Source organism: Fimbriimonas ginsengisoli Gsoil 348 (assembly GCF_000724625.1).
Lineage (GTDB): Bacteria > Armatimonadota > Fimbriimonadia > Fimbriimonadales > Fimbriimonadaceae > Fimbriimonas > Fimbriimonas ginsengisoli.
Genome location: NZ_CP007139.1, coordinates 3,807,318 through 3,832,105 on the forward strand (window position 1 = coordinate 3,807,318; position 24,788 = coordinate 3,832,105).

The window sequence follows — 24,788 nt, forward strand, 5'->3', positions numbered from 1 at the left end:
TGCATGTGCCGACGAGGGAGAGGGGTTGTCGTAAGACGCATCTTTAGGCTCAAGGATCCAAGTAACTCCCTTTGATCTAGGTTTGGTGACGCATATCGAGTGAGCCCCGAGCCCCTCGGTGGCAAACCACTCGGACGCCGCATAAGAGTGGAGAGCCGACAGTACCAAACTCCCCTCCTCCGCGAGGGGAGTCGGTGAGGCTAGGCGAGTCTTGCGAGCCATGCCGAACCGGTGGGGAGGGACATGGCGACCACGCAAAGAGTCCATTGCAAGACACTCTCCACCTGAATCAAGTAAACTCGCCGGCAGACGTTTCTACTTAATGGACTTCCCAAGGTGAGACCGGAAGGTCCCTCCCCACCGGTTCGCCAATCTCGTGGAACTCGCTTGAGCTTACCGACTCCCCTCGCGGAGGAGGGGAATTTGGTACTGTCCTCGATTCCGCTGAACTGCCGGCTTCTAAGATCTGTATAAGGCCAAGGTTCCTATCCTGGGAACAGAGCCCGGTCTAGGATCGGCGATCCTCGGACATCAGCGGAGTGAACGGTGAAGATCTACTCGGTGGACCCCTAAGGTAGGCCCAGCTTATCAGAATTCGCGGAGAGCTTTGCGCATACCGTGCCGTAACGCGCCTGGCGTGGATCGTGTTACTGTTGCGGCAGTGGTACCCCCTCCGATTGACCGAGTTTCCACAAACCGCCGTCCCTGGCTGTGGTTTTCGGTGTCGCTCGCCTTGGTCGCGGGGTTTTGCGGGTGTTGCGGGACCTGTATCGGCATCGATTTCACAAAAATCGGTGAGATTGGGCGGGAGCTTCCGTATCGGCGCGCCTCCGACCTTCGAGAGGCTTCGTCCAAATACTCGGGGAAAGCTGAACAGTTGACCGCTACGGAAGATGGCCGGGTGGTGGTCATCGCAGACGGCAAGGTTGTGAAGCGCCTCGATCCGACTACATTGGCTCCCCAAGGATCATGGAGGGCGTTGGCTGACATCGAGAGCATTGCGTTATCACGTAACGGATTTCGCGCCGCGGTCGTTGATCAGGATAGGCGCCTGACCGTCTTGAATACCGCTTCGATGAAACCCGTCTTCTCGGTAGCGCTTGAAAGGGCTGGTCAACCGGCGAACCGAATTTCCATGGTGCCGTCGTTCTCCGCCGACGGAAAGCGAGTCGTGGCGGTAGATAGCCAACGAGGCCTTCTCGAATTCTCGTTGTCCGGCGAGGCACCGCCCCGTCGACCGGTCCCCGATAACACGCCAGTGACGGGAGTTCCCATTTGTTCGGCGACGGGCGAATACATCGTTGTGCCGAGCCAGTCCGGCTTCGCGCTCTTTCATGGGCAGGCCAAGGCCGGGACTATCTACGGCGAAATGCCAGCGTTCAGTCCGAACGGGAGTCGCCTAGCATTCGTGCGAAATGGACACCTAGTCGTCCGAGAGTTAAAGACTGGCTCCGAGCGCGACCGACAGCTTCCGAGCACGGCCTGGAGTCTGGCTCTAAACGACGACGGGAACTGTATCGTTTCCAGCCCAGGAAATTTCGGCCCTTGGACCGGTGGGCGAACGTTTGTGACGAACGGCGATGGATTCACTTTGCTGGACCATCGCAACGTGCCGCTGCTTCAAGTCGGATGGTGGCACGGCCAACCGTTTGCGGCAGGCTACGGCGGAGACGTCTGCGTCTTCGACCGGGAAACCGGGCGTCAGTTGGTTCTTCTGGCCGGGCACAGTTCCGAGGTTAAGGCGGTGGTTCCGACGAACAGAGTTATGTATTCGCTCGACGCCGACGGAGTGTTGCTGGCCCACCGGTGGATTGCGGCAGGAAAGTCGTGAGAGTCGAACGGCAGTTGCTCGTTCGGCAGGGAGCCAGGCCAGGTGTCCTTCGGCCGCTTTTCGGGTCGGCGGGCGGGACGCCCGCGCTCCAGGGATTTAAGGTAGCGCGAGTGGCGTTTTTGTCCGCGCCGTCAGATAGAGAAGCGGCAAACACGAGAACGCATGGCAAAGGACGCCACGGGTGCAGTCGGATGCCCGAGCCGCCGTAACCCGTGCAGGTCACTCAAGAGCCCCAATCCACCGAGTGCAACTCCATCCCTCCCGACGCGCCGTCGGGCAGGGTCCGGCCACCGGACGGGCAACGAGGAAGTTCGGTCACGATCCCGCTCCACCAATAGGACTCCCAAGGACTGCCGTTCGCATGGTCATTCACAAATTGGGTTTGCATTTAGCTTGCCCGTAGCCCGTGGCTTTAACCGCGGTTCAAGGGTCTATCGGCGATATCTCGCTCACGAAAGCGCGACCGAGGTCGCGCACTCCCAAAGCGCTCCGCGCGGGGGGAAAGTGCGAAGGGCTTCGCGCACTCCCAAAGTTAAGATTTAGCTTGACTTCCGGACCCCTAGGCGGTATTCTGGAAGTTCGCGCAAATGTGTCCGGAGGCTTGATGAGAGTAATTCAGCCGACCTCGAAGCGAATCGGTCGCTACCTAGAGGTCCCAAACCTAATTGAACTTCAGCTTAACTCATACAAGTGGTTTCTGGAAGAGGGACTCCCAGAACTCTTCACAACTTTTTCCCCTATCTGGGACTTCACGCAGACCAACTATATCGAGCTGGTGAGCTTCACCCTCGGTGAGCCCAAGTACTCTATTCAGGAGTGCCGCGACCGCGACATGACGTTCGAAGCGCCCATCAAGGCGATCGTGCGTTTCGGCGGCCGTGACCGGGAAGTCATCGAATCGGAGGTCTATCTCGGCGATCTGCCGCTGATGACCAACAAGGGAACGTTCATCATCAATGGCCGCGAGCGAGTTATCGTGAGCCAGCTCAGCCGGTCGCCCGGCCTCTACTTTGAAGAGGGTGTGGACAGCTCGATGCAGGTCATCGTGTCCGCCCGCGTCATTCCGAACGAAGGTCCGTGGCTCGAAGTTGAGTCGGACGCCAATTTCATCGTTCGCACGCAGATCAGCCAGACGAAGAAGCTGCCGCTTACGCAGCTCATCAAGGCGCTGTACTACTTTGACAAGGGCCGCGGACGCGCGAAAGTGGCCCTTGGCGCCGCCGTTGGGAAGAAGCCGGTCGAAGCCGTCGCCGATCCCGAGACGGGCGAAGTGCTGGCCGATGCCGGCACGGTTCTCACCGCCGAGACCATTGCAACCTTCCCGGACGCGGTTCGCAACACCAAGGTTCTCGTCGAAACCCCGCTCGGAACGAACGAGGAGATCCTTCGCGCGTTCAGCAAAGAGCTGACGCTGGAGACTCCCGATGCCGACGCCCTCACCGGAAAGCGGGTTCTGGAAGATATCTCCGACGGCGAGCAGCTCGTGATCCGAGCCGGTGAGCGCATCGAGCGCGAGACGGCGAAGAAGATCGAGTCGATGGGACTCGCTTCCGTCCGAGTGCTCGACGTCCTGATGCTCGTGGAAGCAACCCTCGACGCCGATCCGACGTCGACCGCCCGCGAAGCGCTGCTCGACATCTACAAGCGGCTCCGGCCGGGTGAAGCGGCGAACGAAGAGGCGGCGAAGCAGCTCGTCTACGGTCTCTTCTTCGATATCAAGCGATACGACCTGGGCAAGGTCGGACGCCGCTTCCTTAATCAGAAGCTTGGCATCGATATTCCGCTCGATACGCGCAATCTCACCAGCGTCGACCTCGCCACGATCCTCGACAAGATGGTTCCTTACGTGAACCGCGAAGCCGAGCGGGACGACATCGACGACCTGAAGAACAAGCGCGTACGAAGCGTCGGCGAGCTGCTGCAAAGCCAGCTCCGCCTCGGCTTCGTGCGAATGGAGAAGGTCGCCCGAGAGCGAATGACCAGCACGGACCAGGAGAACCTCCTGCCGGGCATCATCCTTTCGGTCAAGCCGGTCTCCGCGTCGATCAAGAGCTTCTTCAGCAGTAACCAGCTCTCGACGTTCATGGACCAGACGAACCCGCTGTCGGAGATCACCAACAAGCGGCGTCTCTCCTCCCTCGGACCGGGTGGCCTTCAGCGAACCAGCGCCAAGCTGGAAGTTCGCGACGTCCACCGTTCGCACTACGGCCGCATCTGTCCGATCGAAACGCCGGAAGGACCGAACATCGGTCTGATCTCGCAGCTTACGTCGCACGCTCGCGTTGACGAGTTCGGGTTCATCATGACGCCGTACCGAAAGGTCACCGCGGGCGTGGTGTCGGACGACATCGTCTACATGACCGCGCAGGAAGAGACGGGCCAGCTCGTCGCCCCTGCGGACGTCGAGACCGATCCGAGCGGATTGATCGTGAACGACCGCGTCCAAGCGCGATGCGCCGGCGGAGACCTGGGAGGCGCAAGCTACCCGACGGTCACCCGTGAGCGAGTCGACTTCATGGACGTGTCGCCCGTGCAGATCATCTCGGTTGCCACCGCGCTTATCCCGTTCCTAGAGAACGACGACGCGAACCGCGCCCTCATGGGCGCGAACATGCAGCGCCAGGCGGTTCCGTGCCTTCGCTCGGAGCGGCCGCTCGTCGGCACTGGCTACGAGCGAGTCGCGGCCGTCGACTCCGGCGCCGCCGTCATCGCCTTCCACTCGGGCATCGTCGAGTTCGTCTCGGCAACCGAGATCCGTGTCCGGCGCGATTCCGGCGAGGTCGACAAGTACGAGCTGATGCACCTGGTGCAGAGCAACAAATCGACCTGCTTTACGCACCGGCCGGTGGTTGATCTTAACCAGCGAGTGCTCAAGGGCGACCCCCTCGCTGACGGCGCTTGCTGCGACAACGCGGAGCTCGCCCTCGGTAAGAACGTGCTCGTCGCGTTCATGCCCTGGAACGGCTACAACTACGAAGACGCCATCCTCATCTCGGAGCGGCTCGTGAAGGACGACGTCTATACGTCCATCCACATCGAGCGCCACGAGTCGGAAGCGGTCGACACCAAGCTCGGACCGGAAGAGATCACGCGAGACATCCCGAATGTGGGTGAGGACGCGCTGAAGGATCTGGACGAGAACGGCATCATCCGCATCGGCGCCGAAGTCCGGCCGGAAGACATCCTCGTCGGTAAGGTCGCTCCTAAGGGCCAGGTCGAGATGACCGCCGAAGAGCGGCTCATCATCGCCATCTTCGGTAAGAAGGCGGAAGAGACCCGCGACGTATCGCTCCGATTGCCGCACGGCGAAAAGGGCGTGATCGTAGACGTCAAGGTCTTCAGCCGGTACAAGTACCTCTCGCCGAGCATCAACTACATCTACAAGGAGTCCAAGAAGCGCGAGCGGCTCGTGTGCGACCGCACCGAAGAAGCTCTGCTTCAGATCCCTGGAGACGAGCTGCCGGCCGGTACCAACATGACGGTCCAGGTCTACGTCGCCCAGAAGCGAAAGCTGATGGTCGGCGACAAGATGGCCGGACGCCACGGCAACAAGGGAGTCATTTCCAAGGTTCTGCCGGTCGAGGACATGCCGTTCCTCGCCGACGGAACGCCGGTCGACATCGTTCTGAACCCGCTCGGCGTTCCGAGCCGAATGAACATCGGCCAGATCCTCGAGACGCACCTCGGCTATGTGGGCAAGCACCTCAACGTCGAGTACAAGTGCCCGGCGTTCGAAGGCGCGACCGAGGGTGAGATCCTCGGCGAGATGGATCGGTTGGCAGAGCACCTGCGAACCCACGCGCTGACGGCTTATGTCCGCAGCGAGCTCCACCTCGACGTTCCGCTCGTGAAGGACGACACCCTGGCCGAAATGATGGCCAAGGTAGAGACCAAGCTCCGCTCTCTCGGTGAGAATGGATTGGAGCGAATCAGCCGGATCGTCTCCGCCCCGTCGGCCATGACCACCGGAGAGCGACTCGAACTCAAGTTCGACGACTTCTACCCGGAGGAGATGGAAGACGAGGAAGGCGAGCCACCGTTCAAGGCTCCCGACGAGCATTACGCCGCGATCCTCGAGCGGATTCGGGTGAACGTGTTCTCCCGCGCCGGTATCGATCCTCGAAGCGCCAAGTCGTGGATTCGCGACGGCCTCACCGGAGAGCCGGTTCCGAACCCGATCACGGTCGGCATTATCTACATGCTGAAGCTGGAGCACCTTGCGGATGAAAAGATCCACGCGCGCTCCATCGGCCCGTACTCCCTCGTCACCCAGCAGCCGCTGGGAGGTAAGGCGCAGTTCGGCGGCCAGCGATTCGGTGAGATGGAAGTCTGGGCCCTTGAAGCGTATGGCGCCGCCTACACGCTGCAAGAGCTTCTGACGATCAAGTCGGACGACGTAAACGGACGCGTAAAGGCGTACGAGAGCATCGTCAAGGGCGAGACCTTGGCCGAACCGGGCATCCCCGAGTCGTTCAAGATCCTCGTCAACGAGCTTCGATCGCTCTGTCTCAAGGTGGCGGTGGAAGACGCCCAGAACAAGGAGCTCCCGCTCAAGGACCTGGACGAACTCACCGGCGGCGACGACATGCGCCTCGCCCGCTCGGTCGGGTTCTTCAGCTAACGCCGATACTTGACACTGGACCGCCGCTCTCCGAGCGGCTCCCGCGGTCCGGCAGGCATGCCCTGTCGGACCGTTTGTTTTTGGGTGGCGTAGAATCAAATGGTGCGGACACTGACTTTGCAGCTAGACGACCGGCTACTCGACGAGGGTGAGAAGCGTGCACGACAGCTTGGCGTCACCCTCGACAAGCTTGTCATCGACCTTCTGGCAAAGGAGGTCGCGGGTAAGCGCGGTTCCGCGTTTGCCGCCATGATGGAAGTGGCTTGCTCAATGGGGTTGCGTTCCGAGAGCGGTCCGTTGTCACGTGAAGAGGCGCATGAGCGCGGCTATGGCATTCGTCGACACGAACCTGTTCGTCTACGCCGTAGATTCCAGAGATCTCTCCAAGCAAAGGACTTGTTCTGCCCTTCTCTCGTCTCTTGCGCAACAGGGACGGGCATGTGTCTCCTCACAGGTTGTGATGGAGTTTGCATCGAACATGGTTCGTAAGTTCGGGCTCAGTCCGAAACAGGTTCGATTACTCCTGGTTGGCTTCCAAGATTTCACCGTTGTGCCCGTCACCGTTGCGACATCTGATCGTGCCTTAGAGCTAATGGAGACTTGCTCACTTTCGTATTGGGATGCCGCCATTCTCTCATCTGCGGAGTCTGCGGGGTGTGATATTCTCTATTCGGAAGATCTCTCAGCCGGTGAGCGTTACGGCGCTGTGAAGGTCCTGAGCCCATTCTCGTAGTTGCGAAGTTAGGCTTCAAATGTAGCCATTGTCGCGATTAGAAAGTTGGCGCACCTCTCTTAAGTCGCTGCATTCTCCATGAACTAAGAACGCCGAGACGGGCACACTACCCCTGCGGTTATCCAGCTTCGACGGAAGGAACTAGGCTTCCGGTTTCTCCGGCAGTCGCCGCGAAGGATGGGTGGAGACCCAGTCGATGTCGATGCCGCGCATCATAAGCAGTTCGGAGAGCTGACCGACGTGGCCTTGAAGGTGACGGACGCTGAGCATCTCGTGGTCGATCTTCGGGATCGGGTACCAGGGGAAGCCGGAGTCTTGAGAACCTAGGTCGACCTTGGCCAAAGTCTCCTCGGTGACTCCAATGATGTGGTCTACATAGGCAAGTAGCTCCTCTTTCGTATAAGGCTCCGTCTTGCGCGGGCGATTTTCGTCGTCATCCTCCCACAGCGCAACCGCCTCTAAGTCTTGCTTATCCCAGAGGTTCACGTTGTTATGGCTTGGTTGCATGTAGAAGTGGGCATAAAAGAGCGCATGGTAAGCGATCCGCCAAAAGGAACGTGGCCACGGCGCTTCGTTCCACAAGTCGTCGGGACAGACTTCGATGCACTGCCGCAGCATCTTGAACCCCGCATAGTATTGACCCGCTAACGCCGCCCTGACCTCGTTCCAATGATCCATCTAAGGCAATAGCATAGGAGGTCTTGCCGCCTCGTGCAAGAGCGGGATGGAGGAGGCCAGATAACGACGGGCCTCGAAGTCGTTCCGAAAGGAGGGTTCATCGGCTGGGAGCCGATGCTACGTTATTCGTGGCGCACTTGGCGGTCGTGTTCGGCGGCGTCGATCTCCTCGACGACGGGGGTGCCATCTACGTCTACCCAGTGACCACAACGGGTGGAAGCGGGGCTGACGCCGAGCTCGACCTGCTCGCCATCCATCGTGTAGATCGGGTGGTAGAACTCGCCAACTCGCTCGGCGTCGCCGGTCAAATAGTGGCCGATGAGAGCTCGGCGAAAGCGGTCGCGGCTGGTGTTGGGGAAGCTTCCGTGCACGACGGAGCCGTTGAAGAAGAGAACGTCGCCGCGTTTCATGATGACGGGCAGCGGAGCCATACCTTCGGGTAGCGGCACGGTGACGTCCGTGAAGCTTTGGCTTGTGTCCGCCTTGACCGTGCACAAAAGCGGTAGGTCATGTGTGCCCGGCACCACCTGCAGGCACCCGTTCTCCTCATCGCAATCGTCGAGGGCAAGCCAAGCCGCCAAGCAGGTGCCGGGTTGGGCTCGAAGGTAAGAGTTGTCCTGGTGCAGCGCCTGCCCTCGGCCGCCGGCCGGCTTGAAGTACAGCATCGTCTGCACCATATACGGCCGCCGCCCGAGGATTGCGGTCATCACTATTGCAAGGCGCGGGTCCGTTGCCCACGTCATCGACACCGAGTCCCACCGATGCATATGGATCATTCGCGGATACCGCTTCAAAGGGTCTTCGCTAGAAAGGTCGACTCCCGCGAAATCTCCGGGCCGTTCTTCGCTCCTTAGATCCATGAAGTGCTGGGTGTACCGGTCGCACTCGTCGGGGTCGAAAAGCCCTTCAACAAGACAGAAACCGTCCCTGGCAAAGGTGGCAGCGGCTTTGGCGAGGTCGAGGTCTACGGCTGGCATCTCTTGCCGGAGCCTACCGCAGGGGATCTGAAGGAGCGGCGTAATATATACCGATGGAGGCCGCCGCGCTTCATCTCCCACCCGTCTCGGATAAGCAACTCCTAGATCTCTTCGCCCGGGCCGAAGAGATCGGTTTGCTCTTGGAATTGACGGACGGAGGAATTACTTGGGAGCCTTGGCCGGACGAGAGCACCAGGATGTGACACTTGCCGTAGTGAACTCGGTTCGAGCAGGCGATGGCCATCAAGCCGGATGCGAAGGCTATCGCGAGTTCGATCTCAACATCCGATTTCCGGATGGTACGGTGAAGCGACCGGATGTGTCGATCTTCTGCAAGAAACCTGCTGAGCCGGAAGGGTTTGCGGCCGGGGTACGACCTGCGGGAATTGCCCACGGAAAAGGATGTCCTTTGGGTGGCCGAAGTTTCGGTTAGCAGCCGTAACTTCGATCTCGGCTCAAAGAAGGCGGCTTACGCGGAATCAGAGATTCCTTTTTATTGGGTAGTCGACGCGATCAAGCGCGGCATCTGGGTTTTCGCGGCTCCTGAGCAGGGCCTATACAAACACGAGGAGTTTTTCCCAGCGGGCGCGGTTCTGGAGATTCCCGTGATCGGGGAAGCGTTGGATACGGGAGCGATTTTCCCTCCGGCGTGAGCGAGCTCGCCGCCACAGATGGGTTGCGGACAGCCATTCTAAGGGAGGTAGGGAGAATTGCGTCAACCATCCCGTAGAAATCGGCACAAAGCCCTAGGGTAAAGTAAAGGGACGCGCGGTACGCCCTCCGACCCCCTCCAGCCTTAACGCAACGTCCCTCTGGTCGCTGTGGGACTGATCCGTGCGCTTTGAAATTATGGCAGACGTCAGCCTTTTCGACAAGATCCGTATTGGTATCGCGTCCAGCGAGGATATCCTCGGCTGGTCTCACGGCGAAGTAAAGAAGCCGGAGACGATTAACTACCGAACGTTCAAACCTGAGCGTGACGGCTTGTTCTGCGAGCGCATCTTCGGTCCCGTAAAGGACTGGGAGTGCGCTTGCGGCCGCTACAAGAAGATTAAATACAAGGGCATCGTTTGCGAACGATGCGGCGTCGAGGTCACCCGAAGCAAGGTGCGGCGCGAACGGATGGGCCACGTAGAGCTGGCCGCCCCGGTTTGCCACATTTGGTACCTCAAGGGCGTCCCCTCTCCGCTGTCGCTGATCCTCGACATCTCGCCGCGGCTGCTCGAAAAGGTCATCTATTTCGCCAGCTTCATCATCATCGACATCGACAACGAGAAGATCGCCGATATCCTCCCGGACATCCGCGTCGCCGTCGAAGTCGAAAAAGCGAACCTGCAGATGCAGATGCGCGAGTTGGAAGAGGAGTCGTTCAAGCGATTCGCCGACGACCTCAACAACAACCGGGAAGAGTACGACGAGCTGTTCGCCCGCGAGCGCGCCAAAGCGGTTAACGACCGAATCAAGGCCGAGTACCGCGACGCCGACGATCGCCTGAAGGACCTCGACCTCGCCGTCGAAATCCTCGGCAAGCTCGAGCGAAACCAGCTCATCGACGAAGACAAGTACCGCGCCGTCAGCAAGCTGCTCGACAGCGTCGGCAGCCGTCTCGGCAAGGACCTCCGCTCCCTCGTTCGCGCCAACATCGGCGCCGAGGCGATCAAGGAACTCCTGCACCGCGTCGACCTGGAGCGGCTCGCCCGCGAGCTTCGCCAGGAAATCATCATGACCACCAGCCAGCGGCGCGCCCGCGCCATTAAGCGGCTGGAAGTGGTCGAGGCGCTCGTTAGCAGCCGCTCTCGCCCCGAGTGGATGATCCTGGACGTCACCCCCGTCATCTCCCCCGAGCTTCGCCCGATGGTTCAGCTCGACGGCGGCCGGTTTGCGACCTCCGACCTGAACGACCTCTACCGGCGCATCATCAACCGAAACAACCGGTTGAAGAAGATCATCGAGATCCACGCCCCGGAATCGATCATCAACCACGAGAAGCGACTTCTCCAGGAAGCCGTCGACGCGTTGATCGATAACGGCCGCCGTGCTCGCCCGGTCGTCGGCTCCAACTCCCGGCCGCTCAAGTCGCTCAGCGACATGCTCAAGGGTAAGGAAGGCCGCTTCCGAAAGAACCTTCTTGGTAAGCGCGTCGACTACTCGGGACGATCCGTTATCGTCGTCGGCCCGCACCTCAAGCTTCACCAAGCCGGTCTCCCCAAGGAGATGGCGCTCGAACTGTTCAAGCCGTTCGTGATGAAGACGCTGGTCGAGAAGAAGATCACGCAGAACATCAAGACCGCTAAGCGGATGATCGACCGGATGCACCCGGCGGTGTGGGACGGCCTCGAAGAGGTCATCAAGGAGCACCCGATCCTCCTGAACCGCGCTCCCACGCTTCACCGGCTCGGTATCCAGGCGTTCGAGCCGATCCTCGTCGACGGCAAGGCGATCCAGGTTCACCCGCTCGTCTGTAACATGTACAACGCGGACTTCGACGGCGACCAGATGGCCGTCCACATTCCGCTGAGCACCCAGGCGCAGGCGGAAGCCCGCGTCCTGATGCTGTCGACGCAGAACCTCTTCTCGCCGGCGGACGGCCGTCCGACCTGCGCCCCGGTTCAGGACATCATTCTTGGTAACTACGCGCTGACCTTCGTGCGAAACGAAGCCCGCGAAAACCTTGCCGAGATCGAGCGTCTGCACGCCGAGGATCCTGAGAAGAATCCTCCCGCGCGGACCTACGCCAATCCGGAAGAGGTCATCATGTATCTCGACACTCCCATCAAGGAGCAGCGGATCGCGACGAACGATCCGATCAAGGTCCGGATCAAGCGGCCGATCTTCCGCCCCGATTCCGAGGTCGATTTCCGCGATCCGGTCACCGGCGCCGAGTACCGCAAGGTCACGACGCAGACCGAGGAAGGAGACGAGTTCCAGGAGCTTCAGCCGTACGAGCAAGAGTTCGAGACGTTCATCGCGACCTGCACCCCCGGCCAGCTCGTGCTCAACACGATCCTGCCGTACCCGATCAAGCACTCCGACGAGTTCTTGAAGGTCGAGCTGAACAAGAAGGCGCTGTCCGAGATGATCCTTACCGTCCACCGCCGAGCCGGCGTGGGCGCTACGATCAAGCTGCTCGACGACATGAAGGACATGGGCTTCAAGTGGGCCACCCGATACGGTCTTTCGGTCGCCATCACGGACATGGACCCGCCTGCCCGGCGCGAGGAGATGATCAAGGACGCGGACGACCGTTCCACCAAGATCACCAACCAGTTCCGCCGCGGAATGCTCACCTATAACGAGATGACGCAGAGTCTGGTCAAGCTCTGGACGGACACGTACGACGAAATCGGTAAGGCGATCGTCGCGGGTCTGCACCAGATGAACCCGCTCAGCATCGTCACCGTCTCCGGCGCTCGTGGTTCGGTCAAGCAGCTTGCGCAGCTTGCCGGCATGCGCGGCCTCATGTTCAACCAGTTCAACGAGGTTATCTACGAGCTCCCGGTTAAGAGCTCGTTCCACAAGGGCCTCTCGATGCTGGAGTACTTCGTGACGACCCACGGAGCCCGTAAGGGACTTGCCGACACCGCTCTCCGAACGGCAGACGCCGGCTACCTTACGCGACGCCTTTGCGACGTCGCTCAGGACGTCATCGTCAAGGCCCGCGACTGCGGAACCACCGACGGCATCCTGGCCCACCGAATCGTCGACCAGGGCGAAGCGATCGAGCCGATCGCCGACCGACTGGTCGGACGCGTCGCTCTCTCGGTTATCGTCGACCCAGACACCGGCGAGGCGCTCACCGAGTTCCAAGAGCCGATGACCCGCGACAATGCAAAGCGGATCACCGCGATTGAGAACAAGTTCGTCGCCGAATCGGCAGCCGCTGAGACTGAAGAGGAAAAGAACGCGATCGCGGACAAGTACCGGGGTTACGGGTTCGAGGCCGACGAGCATGGCTACCTGAGCGTCATGATCCGGTCGCCGCTGACGTGCGAGCTGGAGCAGGGAATCTGTTCCAAGTGCTACGGAACCGACCTCTCGACGAGCAAGCTCGTCGAGGTTGGACTCTCCGTCGGCATCATCGCCGCCCAGTCGATCGGAGAGCCCGGAACGCAGCTGACGATGCGAACGTTCCACACGGGTGGCGTTGCCGGATCGGCCACGATCGCCCGTACCAACCAGTACAAGACGGGTCGGTTCATCCGACAGTTCATGGAGGACTTCGCCACCGCGACGGATACTGACATGAAGGCGTTCGACCCGACGAAGCTTCTGGAGAGCCAGGAGTCGGTCGTCAAGTCGTTCTTCAGCAATAAGGATTCCGTGCCTCTCACGATCCAGCCGGTCGAAGTCGATACCGCCGATCCTAAGGTGAAGCGGAAGACGGAGCGCGCCAGCAAAGCGGCCCAGAAGGCGGCGGACAAGCTGGACAGCGACAGCCGCAAGCAGTGGGAGCGCGCTCGAAAGACGTTCTTCTACTCTTGGTCGGGAGAATCCAGCGGTATCGTCCGCGTCGAAGAAATCTTCGAAGCTCGACGTCAGCCGCGTGGTAAGGCGATCATCTGTCCGGTGACCGGCGTGGTTCGCGATATTCGCGAGTCCTCGTTCGGCCGGTGGGTCATCGTCGAGGCGACCGTCAAGACGACTTCGACCCTCAAGGACGCTTACATCGGCGACCAGCAGAACTGGGCGACGAACAGCAACGGCGAGTACGAAGGCGGTCTGCAGAAGGCGATCGGGCAGAAGCTCACTACCGCGACTCTGGCCCTCCTCCGCAAGGCGGAAGTCACCTCCGTCAACGTCTATTATCCGATCCTCGTCCCGCCGCTCGGTAAGCTTCCGGTCAGCAAGGGGACCAAGGTTATCAAGGGAGACCCCCTTACCGAAGGTCCGCGCGATCCGCACGAGGTTCTCGAGCTGGCTGGCGCTTCCGCGGTTTACGACTACTTCGTCGAGAACCTGCAGAGCGTCTATAAGAGCCAGGGCGTCGACATCAACGACAAGCACATCGAGGTTATCATCCGGCAGATGCTGCGAAAGCGGCAGATCAAGGAGCCGGGCGACACCCCGTACCTCCCGGGCCAGATGGTCGACCGCTTCGCCTATCAGCGAGCGAACGACCAGGTTCGCCGGCTGATCCAGGAAGGGAAGAAGATCAAGTACGTCGACCCGATCACGGGCGAGAATATTGAGCGAGATCCTAAGGAAGCCACTGCGACCTGGATCCTGCTAGGTATCACCGAGGCGTCGCTTGCCACCGAGTCGTTCCTGTCGGCCGCGTCGTTCCAAAAGACGACCCGCGTCCTCACCGAGGCCGCCGTCCGCGGAAAGAAGGATCACCTCATTGGTCTCAAGGAGAACGTCATCATCGGCCGTCTCATCCCGTCCGGTACCGGCGTCAAGCAGTACCGCGACATCGGGATCGACGTGCAGCGTGGTCCGAGCTGGGCCGAGCAATCGCTCACCGCTCTCGTCGAAGCCGACGAGCGGGGAATGGAAGACGCCCTCGGCGCTCTCAACTTCCCGTCGCTGGCCGACATGGCCGCCGATGAGGACGACTTCGAAGAAGAAGTCAAGTAGCCTCTCGACAGGGAACAAAAAAAGGAGCCGGCGAAAGCCGGCTCCTTTTTTTGTTTTGCGGACCTTTTGATTTTTGGTGCGTAGCCAAATCCGCCTCGGTGTTCCCGCACCGGGATGTGATTGGGACTTTGGACCTAGTGCCAGAGGGTCGGCGAGGTCGCTATCGTCCCGCCTTTTCCGGGCCTGCGGTTCAAATAAAGAGGGACGGAAACGAATTGGTCCCGTCGCGTCCACTTCGACTTGTCACTCCCAACTTTTCACTGCAGCGCACCAGTCTAATTACTGGTAATCGCTAGTGGAAAGAATCCAGAGAAATTCTTTTGAGCAACTTTCCAGTAGTCGAATTGCGTAACGAATTTTCACGACCATGGAATACAGGACCGAGTTTCAATCTATAGCTTCCGAGCTCCCTCCCCAGTGGTTCGCCGTGGCGATCGGCGAGCTCGGCGACTCCCCGCAAACGTGCGAGTCTAGCGAGGAGGAGCGCCCGGTAGAGCTTCCTCTCGGCTTTGTATAGTCGAAGCTATTGGAGGCCGATATGGACTGGTTTGTCCTCGTAACATTGCGCGTTTTGTCGCAGCGCCCCTCGGTTCGATGAGACCCACTGCCACCATTCCCATATGGCTGGCATCGATGGGAAGACTAGATTCCTAAATGCGCTTCGAGAGGCCCAGGAGCAGGGACGGGCGGTCGCCGTCTACGCGGAGGCAGACGACTATCAGGCGTATGAAGTCGGTTTCGTCGAGTATGCCGACTCTTCGGAAGTAATCCTTCAGTGCTTAACCCCGAAGGGTGAGCCCGACGGCCGGCGCGCGCTTCACACCGACGATGTCCTGCGAGTAGACGCGGATAACGCCTATATCCGCAAGCTGGAGCTTCTCTACCAGTATCGCGACTCGGTCTTCGACAAGGATTTCCGGAAGTCGGGCGCGGGCCAAACCGATTTGCGTGGGCAGTTGGAGCACGCGAAAGCTAACAACACGATGGTCCACCTGGTCGACTCGAACGACTACGGTCCTAGTGGCTTCGTTCGAGAGGTCGGGGACGATTACGTAGAGATCGAGCGGATCGGAAACAACGGAGAGCCGGACGGGACCTCGACGATTCTCGTTTCCAGCATCGCGAAAGTACATTTCGGACGTCGGCAAGACCAAGTGCTCGAATTCCTCTACCGCTACAACTACGAGCTGAAGCGGTTGCTTGAAAGCTAGCGGCGCCCCGGGGCGACGGGATTCCAGCTCCATCGCCGAAACCCGCCCGGAGCGTTTCTACTTACCGGCGCTTGACGGCCTTCGGTGGATCGGCTTCCTCATGGTGTTTCTGCACCATGCTCCCATTGTTGCCCTCGACGCGGTGGAGAAGGGAGGCGGCTTTGGTCTTCGGATGTTGCTCGCGGTGCGCCACGCCGGCGCCTTCGGCGTTCCGCTCTTCTTCGCGCTCAGTGGCTTCCTCATCACGTCGTTGCTCCTCATCGAGCGGGAGCGCACCGGAACCGTCGACGTGCGGGCCTTCTATATTCGCCGCATCCTGCGGATCTGGCCGGCTTACTATCTCGCTCTCATCCTGTTCCTTTGGATGCGTTGGGCCGCCGGCGACGGCCTTCCGCTAGATGCCGGCCTCCGATACGCTCTTCTTCTCGGCAACTACGTGGCCCCCTACTGGGGCATCTCCGTGCTCTGGAGCATCAGCGTGGAAGAGCAGTTCTACGCGCTCTGGCCGCTCGCCGCCAAGCGACTTGCTCAGCAGGGTCTTTGCTGGATTGCCATCGGGCTCGTATTTGTGGGTCTCGCATTTCGCGCCGCGCTGATTTTTGTGGATGGAGCCACTTGGGAAACCGCCTGGTACTCCACCCCCGCCCAGGTGGACTGCGTCGGCCTCGGAGCGTTGCTCGCCCTCTACCGAGATCGATTGCCACGACTCGCTGCCACCCGTTTGCAAATATGGGGCTGGCTCATCGCTTGCCTGTGCGGCCTGATCGCCGCCTCCAGCCTCTGCCCGCCCCTCGGCGTTGACCCAAGCTGGCTCTCGTGGACCACTCGCCTCTTCGGCACCGGCTTTGCCGCCCTAATGGTGTGGATCCTCGTCACGAAGCCCCCCGAGGTTCATGTGCTAGAAGGGCGTCTCTGGGTTGGCCTTGGAAAGATCAGCTACGGCATGTACCTGATCCACCTTTTGGTTATGCCGTTAGCCGTATGGGTTTCCGATCGGCTCCATCTGGGTCTATTCGGGGCTACCGGCCTTTCGCTGGCGCTTACCATCGCTCTGGCGGCGGCGCTCTATCGATTCTATGAGATGCCGTTCCTGCGTCTAAAAGCCCACTTCGCCCGAGTGCAATCAAGGCCGTAACCTCCATCGTGGCACGGGCGGCTCGCCCATGGGTAGCAGGGGCGGCCCGCCCCTGTACAGCGGCCTAAAGGTCGACCCGAACCCGAGGCTGGATGTTGGGAACCGGCAGCAGCCGCTCGTCGCGCCGCATCGGCGTCGCCGGATTGGAAAGAAGCTGGGCGATCCGCCGCTCCGCTTCATTTACATATTCCTCGAGTTGCCGGTCCATGTCCCGGCGCATCTCTTCCATGTCGTCGAGCAGGCGCAGGATGAGCTCGACCCCCGCCAGGTTGACCCCCATCTCCTGCGTCAGACGCTGGATTCGACGCACCCGGCGGATGTCGTTTTCACTGTAAAGCCGGTTCTTTGCGCCGGCGCGAGAGGGAATCACCAGCCCAAGCCGCTCGTACTGCCGCAACGTTTGAGGGTGCACGTTGCAGAGCGACGCCGCCACCCCGATCATGTACACCGGTTGATTGTCCGTTCTCACGCACTCACCTTATCGAGCTCCGCGATCTGCTTGAGCAGCTCCCGCTCCTTCAGGGACGGATGCTTGGGGACGGAAATCTTGACCTTCGCCATGAGGTCTCCTCGTCCTCCGTTGAGGCGCGCGATCCCCTGCCCGCCAAGTCGGAAGACTTGGCCGCTCTGCGTCCCTTCCGGGATTTTCATGGTGACCGACGAACGTAGAGTGGGCACCCTGATCTCGCCGCCCAGGGCCGCCGTGGCATAGTTCACCGGCACCTCGACCTCGAGCTGCTCTCCCTTGGGAGCGAACTGCGGATGCTCGGCCCACTTGATGACGACGTACAGATCCCCTGCCTTACCGTTGGCCCCTGCCGCCCCTTTCCCCGGAACTCGCAACTTCTTGCCGTCCGAAATCCCCGCCGGAATCTTCACCTCCACCTTCTTGGTGGTCGGAACCGTTGAGATGCCGTTTGGCGTTCGCTTGGCATCCATCGTCTGGTAAGTCAGCGTCCGTTTCGATCCTTGGTCGATCTCCTCCAAGGGGATCTCCACAACCTTCTCGACGTCGCGTGGTTGGGACGATTCGAGGTCCTGGAAATCGATGCCGCCCCCGCGCCGGCCGCCGAAGAACTGTTCGAAGATCGTTTCGAATCCGCCTCCTCCGCCGATGTGGAAGCCGCCCGCGTCTTCGAAATCGCCACCCGCGCCCGGAGCGCCGCCGAAATTCTGGGCATGCTCCCAGTTGCTGCCGTACTGATCGTAAAGCTTCCGCTTCTCGGGATCGCCGACGACGTCGTACGCCTCGCTGATCTCCTTAAACTTGGCTTCCGCCGACTTATCGTTCGGATTCACATCCGGGTGATACTTCCGAGCGAGCTTGCGGTAGGCGGACTTGATGTCCTTTTCCTCGGCCCCTTTGGACACTCCCAATACGTCGTAATAGTTCTTCGCCATGACACCTAACCGCTCAATGACATGAGTATATAACGCTCAAGCCTTCCGAAAAGTTTCAGAATTTACGGCCCCGTCGAACACTGCTAAAATCCTTTCTGGGAACAGATGCAGGAACTTTTCATCGTGCGCCTGTTCGGCTCGCCCGAGGTGCTTTTGAATGGGAAGCCGATGCGGCGCTTGCGTAGCCGCAAGGGAATCTCTCTGCTGGCGCATCTGGCCTTGAAGTCACCCGCCGAGGTTTCCCGGGACTGGCTTTGCGAGGCGCTTTGGCCCGACAGTCCACCCGAGCAGGGAAGACTTAGCCTCCGTCAGAGCTTGGTCGACTTGCGCAAAGCGCTGGCAGACCAGGCGGAGCGGATCGAGTCGCCGTCGGGGCGATCCCTTCGATTTTGCTCCGACGACACTTACGTAGATGTCAAGAGATTCGAGGAGCTCATCGCCTCCGGCGAGCCTGGGCCGAGTGAGCTGAATGAGCTCGAGGCGATTTACCGCGGCCCGTTGATCGCCGACTGGTTCGAGCCGTCGTTGCTGAACGAACGAGACGCCTTTCAGGCCGCCTACGTCAAGTATCTCTCCCGCTACGCCAAGCGATCGCTAGAGGCCGCCGACTACGAGACCGCGATCCGCTGTTTGCGCGACGCCTCCGCGGCGGCTCCCCTGCAGGAATCGCTGCACCGAAAGTTGATGACGGCTCTGGCCGATTCCGGCAATGTGAGCGAGGCGGTCCAGGTTTTCATCCGCGCGAAGGCAAACTTGAGGGAGCGGCTCGGTTTGGAGCCGGATCCACAGACAGTAGCGCTTTACCAAGCACTCTTGCAGTCGATGCCGCCTTCGCCCGCTGTGACGGTTCGGACGGAGCGACAAGACCGAATTCCACGACCGCTTACGCCACTGGTTGGCCGGGAAGAGGAGGTTACGCAGATCCTGAATCTGCTCGCGGAGCGACCGCTCGTAACGATCACCGGCCCCGGCGGGGTGGGCAAGAGCCGAACCTCGGCGGAGGTGGCGCGTCTCGCCGCCGAATCGTCCGCGTTTCCGGATGGCGTCCAAGTCGTGTCGCTCGAGGACGTGGTGAATCCGGACCTCGTCGCCGACCACCTCGTTCGCAACCTTGGGGTTGCCGACAAAAACATGCCGTCGGCCTCGCTCGCCCTGCGTCGGCACCTGGGCAACAAACGCGCGCTTCTCGTGCTGGATAACTGCGAGCACGTGCTTGCCTCGGCCAACAAGATCGTGGAAGGGCTTCTCCGCGACTGTCATGGCCTCAAGATCCTTGCCGCGTCTCGCGAGCCTCTTTCGCTCAACGGGGAACAGGTATTTCCGATATCTCCTCTGCGGTTTTCCGGGGACGGGGCCCCGATCCAGGAGATCCGCACCTCGCCGGCCACGGATCTATTCTTTCAGCGCGCCCGCTTGGTCCAGCCGGGGCTGAGGTCCGACGACGAGAATGTCCGATGGGCGGCCAAGATTTGCCGGGCGCTCGACGGCATCCCCCTTGCCATCGAGCTCGCCGCGGCCCGGCTCAACATTCTGCCGATCGCCGAGGTGAGCCAGCGGATGGAGAATCGCCTGAGCTTGCTCCAGAGTTCCGAACGGAGCCGGCATCCGCGGCACAAGACGATGGAGGCGGCGATCGATGCCAGCTACCAACTTCTGAACGAGGAAGAAAAGCAGGCGTTCCGACAGTTGAGCGTTTTTGAGGGCGGCTTTACGCTCGAATCGGCCGGGGCGGTTTTGGAGGGAAAGGATCCCCTGGCGGTCGTCTCGAGGCTGATCGACACATCGTTGGTCTATGTTCAGGAGGACCATTTTTCGCCGGTGCGGTACTCGATGTACTCGACCCTTCGCGAGTTCGGCCTCGGGCGCCTTACCGAAAGCGGCGAATTGGAGAGCACGCGCCGGCGGCACGCCGACGAAATGATCCGCTTGACCACGGAGATGCGCGACCGGCTGGTGACTGCGGAGCAGGAGCATGCCGTTGAGCGGTTGCGGTCAGAGCGCGGGAATTGGAGCTCGGCGCTCAAGCACTGTCCCGACAACGACCGGTTCGTGCGGCTCGTTCACCTGCTCGTCCGCTTCTGGCTGTATACCGCTTCGTTACGGGAGGCGAAACGGTGGTTGGACGCGACCTTCCTCCGCTCAGAGGGAGCGGATGCAAAACTGATGGCCTGGATTTACTCCCACGCGTGCGCGATCGCCAACGCGAGGGACGAATCGCGGGAGGGGATTGAACTCGCGAAGGAGGCAATCCGGCGGGCCAAGGAGCTTGGCGAGCGCGATGTGCTGACGGCGGCACTCGGCAATATCGGCATGGCTTATCGAGCGGTCGGCGACTATGAGTCGGCTTACCGAGCGCTTGCGGAGTCGATCGAGCAGTGCGACGGCACCGAGCCTCCGATCATCGTAGCGCGGGCGTACGCGAATCTCGGCCGTACGGCAACGGACGCCGGCCGCTACGACGCCGCCGAAGAGCATTTTCGCCGCTCGTTCAGCATGTGCCCCGCGGCGGACAGCCCTCGGGACTACTTGTTCGCTCTCCAGGGCTACGCCTGGGCCAAAATCGTTCGTGGCTCGCCCGAAGCCGCGAAGCCGCTCCTCGCCGAGGCGCTGCACCGGTTGAGAGGGCTGGACGACGCGTACCTGCTCTCCTGGGTGTTCATATCGCTGGGGTCGATATGCACGGTCGAGCGTCGCTACCCGGACGCTGCCATATGTAAACAGATCGTGCGACAACTGGAAGCCTCACTCGGCTTCGAGGTCTCGTATAACGCCGAGGAGCGCTTGCTGGCCGAGGCCGAGCTAATCGCGACCGAACTGGGCCCAGCAAAGTTAGCCCAAATCGCCGAGCAAACAAAGGCCTGGTCGACCGACGTGGCGATCGATTACGGACTGAGGGCTTGTTCGCTAAGCAGTGGGTAATCCGGGACAACCCCGTATGGTGAGGTCATGTTGGCCTGGTTCGTTTGTGGGTTACCATTCGCGCTTTCCGCCGGGGCTGTAGGGCAGTCCAAGTCAGATCTGCTCCCAGATACGCCCGCCAATCACTGGGTATATGAGGCGATTTCGGATCTCAAGAGCCAAGGACTGGTAATGGGCTATCCCGACGGGCTGGGACTCAAGGTCCGAGCGGACAGCCGATATGACAAAGCGGTAGCCGTCAACGCCGCTTACCTTACCGTTCACTATTTCATTGCACATATAATCCGCACCAACGAATTAGTGGCGGCGTTTGCTGGGCCACCGAACGCACTTGCACCAATGAAAGAATCGGTGGTTACTCTCGCTTCTGACGTGAGATACCTTAGAAAGGGAGCGGCAAGGAATTACAAGGAACTCCACGAGCTCATTCCCTTCTTCAAAGTTGAGCTGGAAGGAATTGGGGCTGACCCGGCACAATTGTCCGCCCAAGTCGATCGCGACCTCGGTATGTTGCGATCACTTCGGTTGGCAAAGGTTGGGGAGGCAACGCAGCAGTTCCCCGACGTGCCGGCGGATCACTGGGCTGCCCATGCGGTTCGTAATCTGCGAGCGAACGGAGTTCTTCGTGGTTACGAGACCGGAAAATCTGGAAACCTCTTCCAAGGTCGTTGAACCTCTTGCGCTCGGAGTGCAAACGAATCGTTACCTAGACTCACGCTTCATCGCTTAATCTCCCGAATCGGACCGGTGAATCGCCACCGGTGGCTCTCAAGGATCGCGTGGTGGCGTAGCGTCAGGCGGATCTCTGGGACGACCATCGAGTTTCCAACCCGATGGAAGGTGATGGAAGAGGGGATGTTGACCGCAGGCCGACTCACCTGCCGATTGTCCGAAACGTTCCGATTTCTCCGTTCGACATCGCTCTTCATGCCCGGATCGCTGAACATGGCGGTCGGATTCATGAGCCAAAGATCCACCTTCCCGTCAACCGGGTGGGCCGGTGAGCCGGAGAGATGAACCGATTCAAACTCGTTGGGTTCCGTCCGGTAGTAAAGCGAGAATCGTTCCGCCGGGCCATCGGTATCCACGATGGCATTCGCGTCCAGGTGTTCTTTGGGCGGAGGCAAAAATGTAATCCGAACGCCGGACGGGGTTCGATATGTTTGCGTTCCGGTCGGAACCGCTGCTAGCCAAAGCCGTGACCGACGGCCAGGGTTGGGAACGAGCCTGACATCCTTCAACACAATCGACTCGTCGGCCTCCCGATAGCGTTGAACCGTCCCTACTATCGAAGCGGCGCGCTGGCCGGATAGAAGCGGCACGCGAGACGTGTCGTCTAAGGTCGCCCTCCCGTTCTTAAACTCTGCGATGACTCCTGACGACGACCGAACGCTTGGAATGCTGGATAGGAGCAGATTGTCCACGGATAGGTCCCAGAGGTCGTGGGGGCGCTGCGTAATCGTCGCTTCCAAGTGGGTTCTCAGCACCTCATGCCCTTGCCGTTGGAACCATCCATTTGTTAATTTCAGACCCTTACCCGTAAAGGTGGGGGGTAGCCCTTCCACCGTCGGCGTCGCGGTATTTCGCGCTTGCCCTTGTGCCAACGAAATTGCGGCGGCAACGGTCAAAACGATAAAGATCGGCATCCCCATCATCGTACAACGGTAGTCAGATTTCGATAAGCGTTCGGTCGCTTGGAACTGAGAGACGGAAACTCCACCTAGCCCTAGAGGGTTCTTTATGAAGCATCCGATTGGGTGAAGTATGTTTGAGAGGGACGAAGGCGTTGAAGCACATTTCAACTGAACTCGCGGGAATCTTGGTAAGCACTCCGGATACATTGCATGGAGCGGTTCGCTTCGAAGGTACACGAGTGTTTGCCCACCAGCTTTTCGACTACCTCCTCACGGGGAAACGCTCGACACATTCCTCGAAGGTTTCGAAGGAGTGTCACGGGAGCAAGCGGAAGCGGTAATGAATTGGGGACTGCTTCGAATCCACGAAGATCTAGAGACAGCCGCTTGAATCTGCTCGCTGGGATACTCCCATCTGTTGTTTTTGGAGAGATCGTGGTTCTCGGGCAAGAGGATTTTTAAGGCGAAAACGCTCACTCCCCTGTCGCACGGGGGAATTTGACTTCGCAGACGGTCCAGCCGAGGACGTTTGACATCTTAAAGCGGCCCCCGAGGGCGCGCGCGAGGTTATCGACGATTTTGAGGCCGAGGTGGCTTGCGACGGTGGGATCGAACCCTTCGGGCAGCGGGTCGCCGCTGTTCGAGACCCAGACGGAGAGTTCGTCGTTCTTCTCCTCCACGTTCACGTGGATCTCGCCGTTGGGGGTCGTGTTGAATCCGTGCTCGAGGGCGTTTTGAACGAGTTCGTTGAGAACCAGGGCCATCTGCGTCGCCTGAGCGATCGGAAGCTTGACGTCGACGCCGCGGACCTCGAAGGAGATGTGCTTGTCGGGCAGCATCAACGAGCTCTGGTGATGGTGCACGAGGTTCTCGGCGATCGATCGAATGCCGACGTGGTCCAAGTCTTCCCGGCTTAGAAGGTCGTGGACAGCGGCGATTGCCAGGATGCGGGAGAGACAGTCGTTCAGCGCCTCTTCCAGGGTTCGGTAGCCGCTGTGGCGCATCTGCAGGCGGAGAAGGGAAGCGACCTGCTGGAGGTTGTTCTTCACCCGGTGATGCATCTCCTGCATCAGCGTGTTTCGCACCTGGAGTTTCGAGTGTTCGATCGACACCGCGGCTTGTTTGGCGAGAGTTTCGAGCGCCTTGATCTCGTCGGTGGGGAACTCTCGAACTTCGCTGGTGTAGCAGCTTAGGACGCCGATCGGCCGCTCTTGCAGCTCCATCGGGACGCAGATCATCGAGCGCAGCCCCTGCTCCACCGCGAGGTCGTGCCCGATGTAGTCTTCTTCCACCTGTACGTCGCGTACGATCACTGGACGGCGTTCGTCGATCGCCCGTCCGGCGATCGACTCGCCGAGCTTGATCGCCCGTTTTCTCTGGTATGCCTTGGCGGGGGCTTGAGTGGCGCGCAACACGAGCTCGCCCCGATTCTCATCCAGCAGCCGGACCGTGCAGACGCGGTAGTTGAATTGCTGCGCGGTGACGTTGACCAGTAGTTGGAGGATCTCCTCCACGTAGGGGCTGGTGGCAATCGTCTTGGAGACTTCGCTAAGGGCCCCGAGACGGTTCATTTGGGCCCCCATTTGATATACGTTGTTAAAGCCCTTGAGCACGTTGGCGGTGGTTTCCGCGAGCTCCTCCATCCGTGCTTTCTGGCTGGCGGTCGGCTTCCACGGGCACGACTTACGGAGCATCAGAACCCCTAGCGCCTGGCCGCTTCGGGGAGGGAGCGGCAAGACGGCGATCGACACGCAGCCAGCCTCGTCCGCGCCCGGGTGCCGGGCGTAGCGAGGGTCCTGAGTGGCGTCGCGGTGGACGAAGATCGGCTCGTTGGTGACCAGCGCTTGGCCCGTAAGACCGATCCCTTTGCCCAGCTTTAGGCGGTTCGTCTGTTCGGGAAACTGGGTGCTTGCCTTGAGGACGAGCCCGTCCCCGGGCTCGCGAAACAGGATATCGCAGGAATCGGCGCCGGTTCCGCGGCGCCAAGTCGCGGCGACCTCGTTTAACAGCTCGTCCTTTGACCCGACTTGCGCCAGTGCGGCCACCAGCTCTCCAACGATGGCGTCCACGT

16 protein-coding genes are annotated in these 24,788 nt (G+C 60.4%); 10 read left to right on the top strand and 6 right to left on the bottom strand.

What is annotated here, in order from left to right; genetic code table 11:
• Positions 1-1,075 precede the first annotated feature (1,075 nt).
• The 3 genes from OP10G_RS17060 (at position 1,076) to OP10G_RS27960 (ending at position 7,185) form a co-directional block, all read left to right on the top strand.
• Positions 1,076-1,831, top strand: coding sequence for a WD40 repeat domain-containing protein (locus tag OP10G_RS17060; protein WP_144241211.1), 756 nt, complete (start codon positions 1,076-1,078; stop codon positions 1,829-1,831).
• Positions 1,832-2,435: 604 nt separating this feature from the next.
• Positions 2,436-6,452, top strand: a complete 4,017-nt coding sequence (gene rpoB / locus OP10G_RS17065) for a DNA-directed RNA polymerase subunit beta (RefSeq protein WP_025229227.1) — start codon at positions 2,436-2,438, stop codon at positions 6,450-6,452.
• A gap of 328 nt (positions 6,453-6,780) precedes the next feature.
• Complete coding sequence (locus OP10G_RS27960) at positions 6,781-7,185, top strand: PIN domain-containing protein (RefSeq protein WP_158409270.1); 405 nt, start codon at positions 6,781-6,783, stop codon at positions 7,183-7,185.
• A gap of 141 nt (positions 7,186-7,326) precedes the next feature.
• Here OP10G_RS27960 and OP10G_RS17075 read toward each other — a convergent pair whose 3' ends face one another.
• Together OP10G_RS17075 and OP10G_RS17080 are read right to left on the bottom strand one after the other, a co-directional pair.
• The gene (locus OP10G_RS17075; protein ID WP_025229225.1) at positions 7,327-7,863 is read right to left on the bottom strand and encodes a hypothetical protein; all 537 of its coding nucleotides are present in this window, start codon (positions 7,861-7,863) and stop codon (positions 7,327-7,329) included.
• Positions 7,864-7,985: 122 nt separating this feature from the next.
• Positions 7,986-8,840: a phytanoyl-CoA dioxygenase family protein gene (locus OP10G_RS17080; RefSeq protein ID WP_025229224.1), complete on the bottom strand. Its 855-nt coding sequence runs from the start codon at positions 8,838-8,840 to the stop codon at positions 7,986-7,988.
• Between the two features lie 53 nt (positions 8,841-8,893).
• On the opposite strand from OP10G_RS17080, the gene OP10G_RS26970 reads away from it, so the two are divergent.
• From OP10G_RS26970 to OP10G_RS17100, 5 genes are all read left to right on the top strand, one after another.
• Positions 8,894-9,043, top strand: coding sequence for a hypothetical protein (locus tag OP10G_RS26970; protein WP_158409271.1), 150 nt, complete (start codon positions 8,894-8,896; stop codon positions 9,041-9,043).
• Between the two features lie 114 nt (positions 9,044-9,157).
• Positions 9,158-9,493 carry a Uma2 family endonuclease gene (locus tag OP10G_RS17085; RefSeq protein ID WP_084179449.1) on the top strand — a complete coding sequence of 112 codons (336 nt, stop codon included), beginning with the start codon at positions 9,158-9,160 and terminating at the stop codon, positions 9,491-9,493.
• Positions 9,494-9,689: 196 nt separating this feature from the next.
• Complete coding sequence (gene rpoC / locus OP10G_RS17090; protein ID WP_025229222.1) at positions 9,690-14,417, top strand: DNA-directed RNA polymerase subunit beta'; 4,728 nt, start codon at positions 9,690-9,692, stop codon at positions 14,415-14,417.
• Between the two features lie 620 nt (positions 14,418-15,037).
• Positions 15,038-15,628 (top strand): hypothetical protein, encoded by a 591-nt coding sequence (locus tag OP10G_RS17095; protein WP_025229221.1) that lies wholly within the window; start codon positions 15,038-15,040, stop codon positions 15,626-15,628.
• Positions 15,618-16,763, top strand: a complete 1,146-nt coding sequence (locus OP10G_RS17100; RefSeq protein WP_025229220.1) for an acyltransferase family protein — start codon at positions 15,618-15,620, stop codon at positions 16,761-16,763. The genes OP10G_RS17095 and OP10G_RS17100 overlap by 11 nt, the downstream gene beginning before the upstream one ends.
• 64 nt (positions 16,764-16,827) lie before the next feature.
• Here OP10G_RS17100 and OP10G_RS24880 read toward each other — a convergent pair whose 3' ends face one another.
• Both OP10G_RS24880 and OP10G_RS17110 read right to left on the bottom strand, forming a co-directional pair.
• Entirely contained in the window at positions 16,828-17,232 is a 405-nt protein-coding gene (locus OP10G_RS24880; protein ID WP_025229219.1) for a heat shock protein transcriptional repressor HspR, read from the bottom strand.
• Positions 17,229-18,164 (bottom strand): DnaJ C-terminal domain-containing protein, encoded by a 936-nt coding sequence (locus OP10G_RS17110; RefSeq protein ID WP_025229218.1) that lies wholly within the window; start codon positions 18,162-18,164, stop codon positions 17,229-17,231. Before OP10G_RS17110 ends, OP10G_RS24880 begins: the two co-directional genes overlap by 4 nt.
• A gap of 105 nt (positions 18,165-18,269) precedes the next feature.
• Here OP10G_RS17110 and OP10G_RS17115 point away from each other — a divergent pair, with 105 nt between their 5' ends.
• Both OP10G_RS17115 and OP10G_RS17120 read left to right on the top strand, forming a co-directional pair.
• Positions 18,270-21,083, top strand: a complete 2,814-nt coding sequence (locus OP10G_RS17115; protein WP_025229217.1) for an ATP-binding protein — start codon at positions 18,270-18,272, stop codon at positions 21,081-21,083.
• Positions 21,084-21,110: 27 nt separating this feature from the next.
• On the top strand, positions 21,111-21,755 hold the full coding sequence (locus tag OP10G_RS17120) for an S-layer homology domain-containing protein (RefSeq protein ID WP_025229216.1): 645 nt from the start codon (positions 21,111-21,113) through the stop codon (positions 21,753-21,755).
• Between the two features lie 47 nt (positions 21,756-21,802).
• Here OP10G_RS17120 and OP10G_RS17125 read toward each other — a convergent pair whose 3' ends face one another.
• Both OP10G_RS17125 and OP10G_RS17130 read right to left on the bottom strand, forming a co-directional pair.
• Positions 21,803-22,729 carry a hypothetical protein gene (locus OP10G_RS17125; protein ID WP_144241212.1) on the bottom strand — a complete coding sequence of 309 codons (927 nt, stop codon included), beginning with the start codon at positions 22,727-22,729 and terminating at the stop codon, positions 21,803-21,805.
• A gap of 461 nt (positions 22,730-23,190) precedes the next feature.
• Positions 23,191-24,786 (bottom strand): GAF domain-containing protein, encoded by a 1,596-nt coding sequence (locus tag OP10G_RS17130; RefSeq protein WP_038473274.1) that lies wholly within the window; start codon positions 24,784-24,786, stop codon positions 23,191-23,193.
• Between the last annotated feature and the right edge of the window lie 2 nt (positions 24,787-24,788).

Coding starts and splice junctions, on each gene's coding strand:
- OP10G_RS17060 (WP_144241211.1), top strand. CDS start 1,076: ATGAAACCCGTCTTCTCGGTAGCGCTTGAAAGGGCTGGTCAACCGGCG.
- rpoB (WP_025229227.1), top strand. CDS start 2,436: ATGAGAGTAATTCAGCCGACCTCGAAGCGAATCGGTCGCTACCTAGAG.
- OP10G_RS27960 (WP_158409270.1), top strand. CDS start 6,781: ATGGCATTCGTCGACACGAACCTGTTCGTCTACGCCGTAGATTCCAGA.
- OP10G_RS17075 (WP_025229225.1), bottom strand. CDS start 7,863: ATGGATCATTGGAACGAGGTCAGGGCGGCGTTAGCGGGTCAATACTAT.
- OP10G_RS17080 (WP_025229224.1), bottom strand. CDS start 8,840: ATGCCAGCCGTAGACCTCGACCTCGCCAAAGCCGCTGCCACCTTTGCC.
- OP10G_RS26970 (WP_158409271.1), top strand. CDS start 8,894: ATGGAGGCCGCCGCGCTTCATCTCCCACCCGTCTCGGATAAGCAACTC.
- OP10G_RS17085 (WP_084179449.1), top strand. CDS start 9,158: ATGTGTCGATCTTCTGCAAGAAACCTGCTGAGCCGGAAGGGTTTGCGG.
- rpoC (WP_025229222.1), top strand. CDS start 9,690: ATGGCAGACGTCAGCCTTTTCGACAAGATCCGTATTGGTATCGCGTCC.
- OP10G_RS17095 (WP_025229221.1), top strand. CDS start 15,038: ATGGCTGGCATCGATGGGAAGACTAGATTCCTAAATGCGCTTCGAGAG.
- OP10G_RS17110 (WP_025229218.1), bottom strand. CDS start 18,164: ATGGCGAAGAACTATTACGACGTATTGGGAGTGTCCAAAGGGGCCGAG.
- OP10G_RS17115 (WP_025229217.1), top strand. CDS start 18,270: ATGCAGGAACTTTTCATCGTGCGCCTGTTCGGCTCGCCCGAGGTGCTT.
- OP10G_RS17120 (WP_025229216.1), top strand. CDS start 21,111: ATGTTGGCCTGGTTCGTTTGTGGGTTACCATTCGCGCTTTCCGCCGGG.
- OP10G_RS17125 (WP_144241212.1), bottom strand. CDS start 22,729: ATGCCGATCTTTATCGTTTTGACCGTTGCCGCCGCAATTTCGTTGGCA.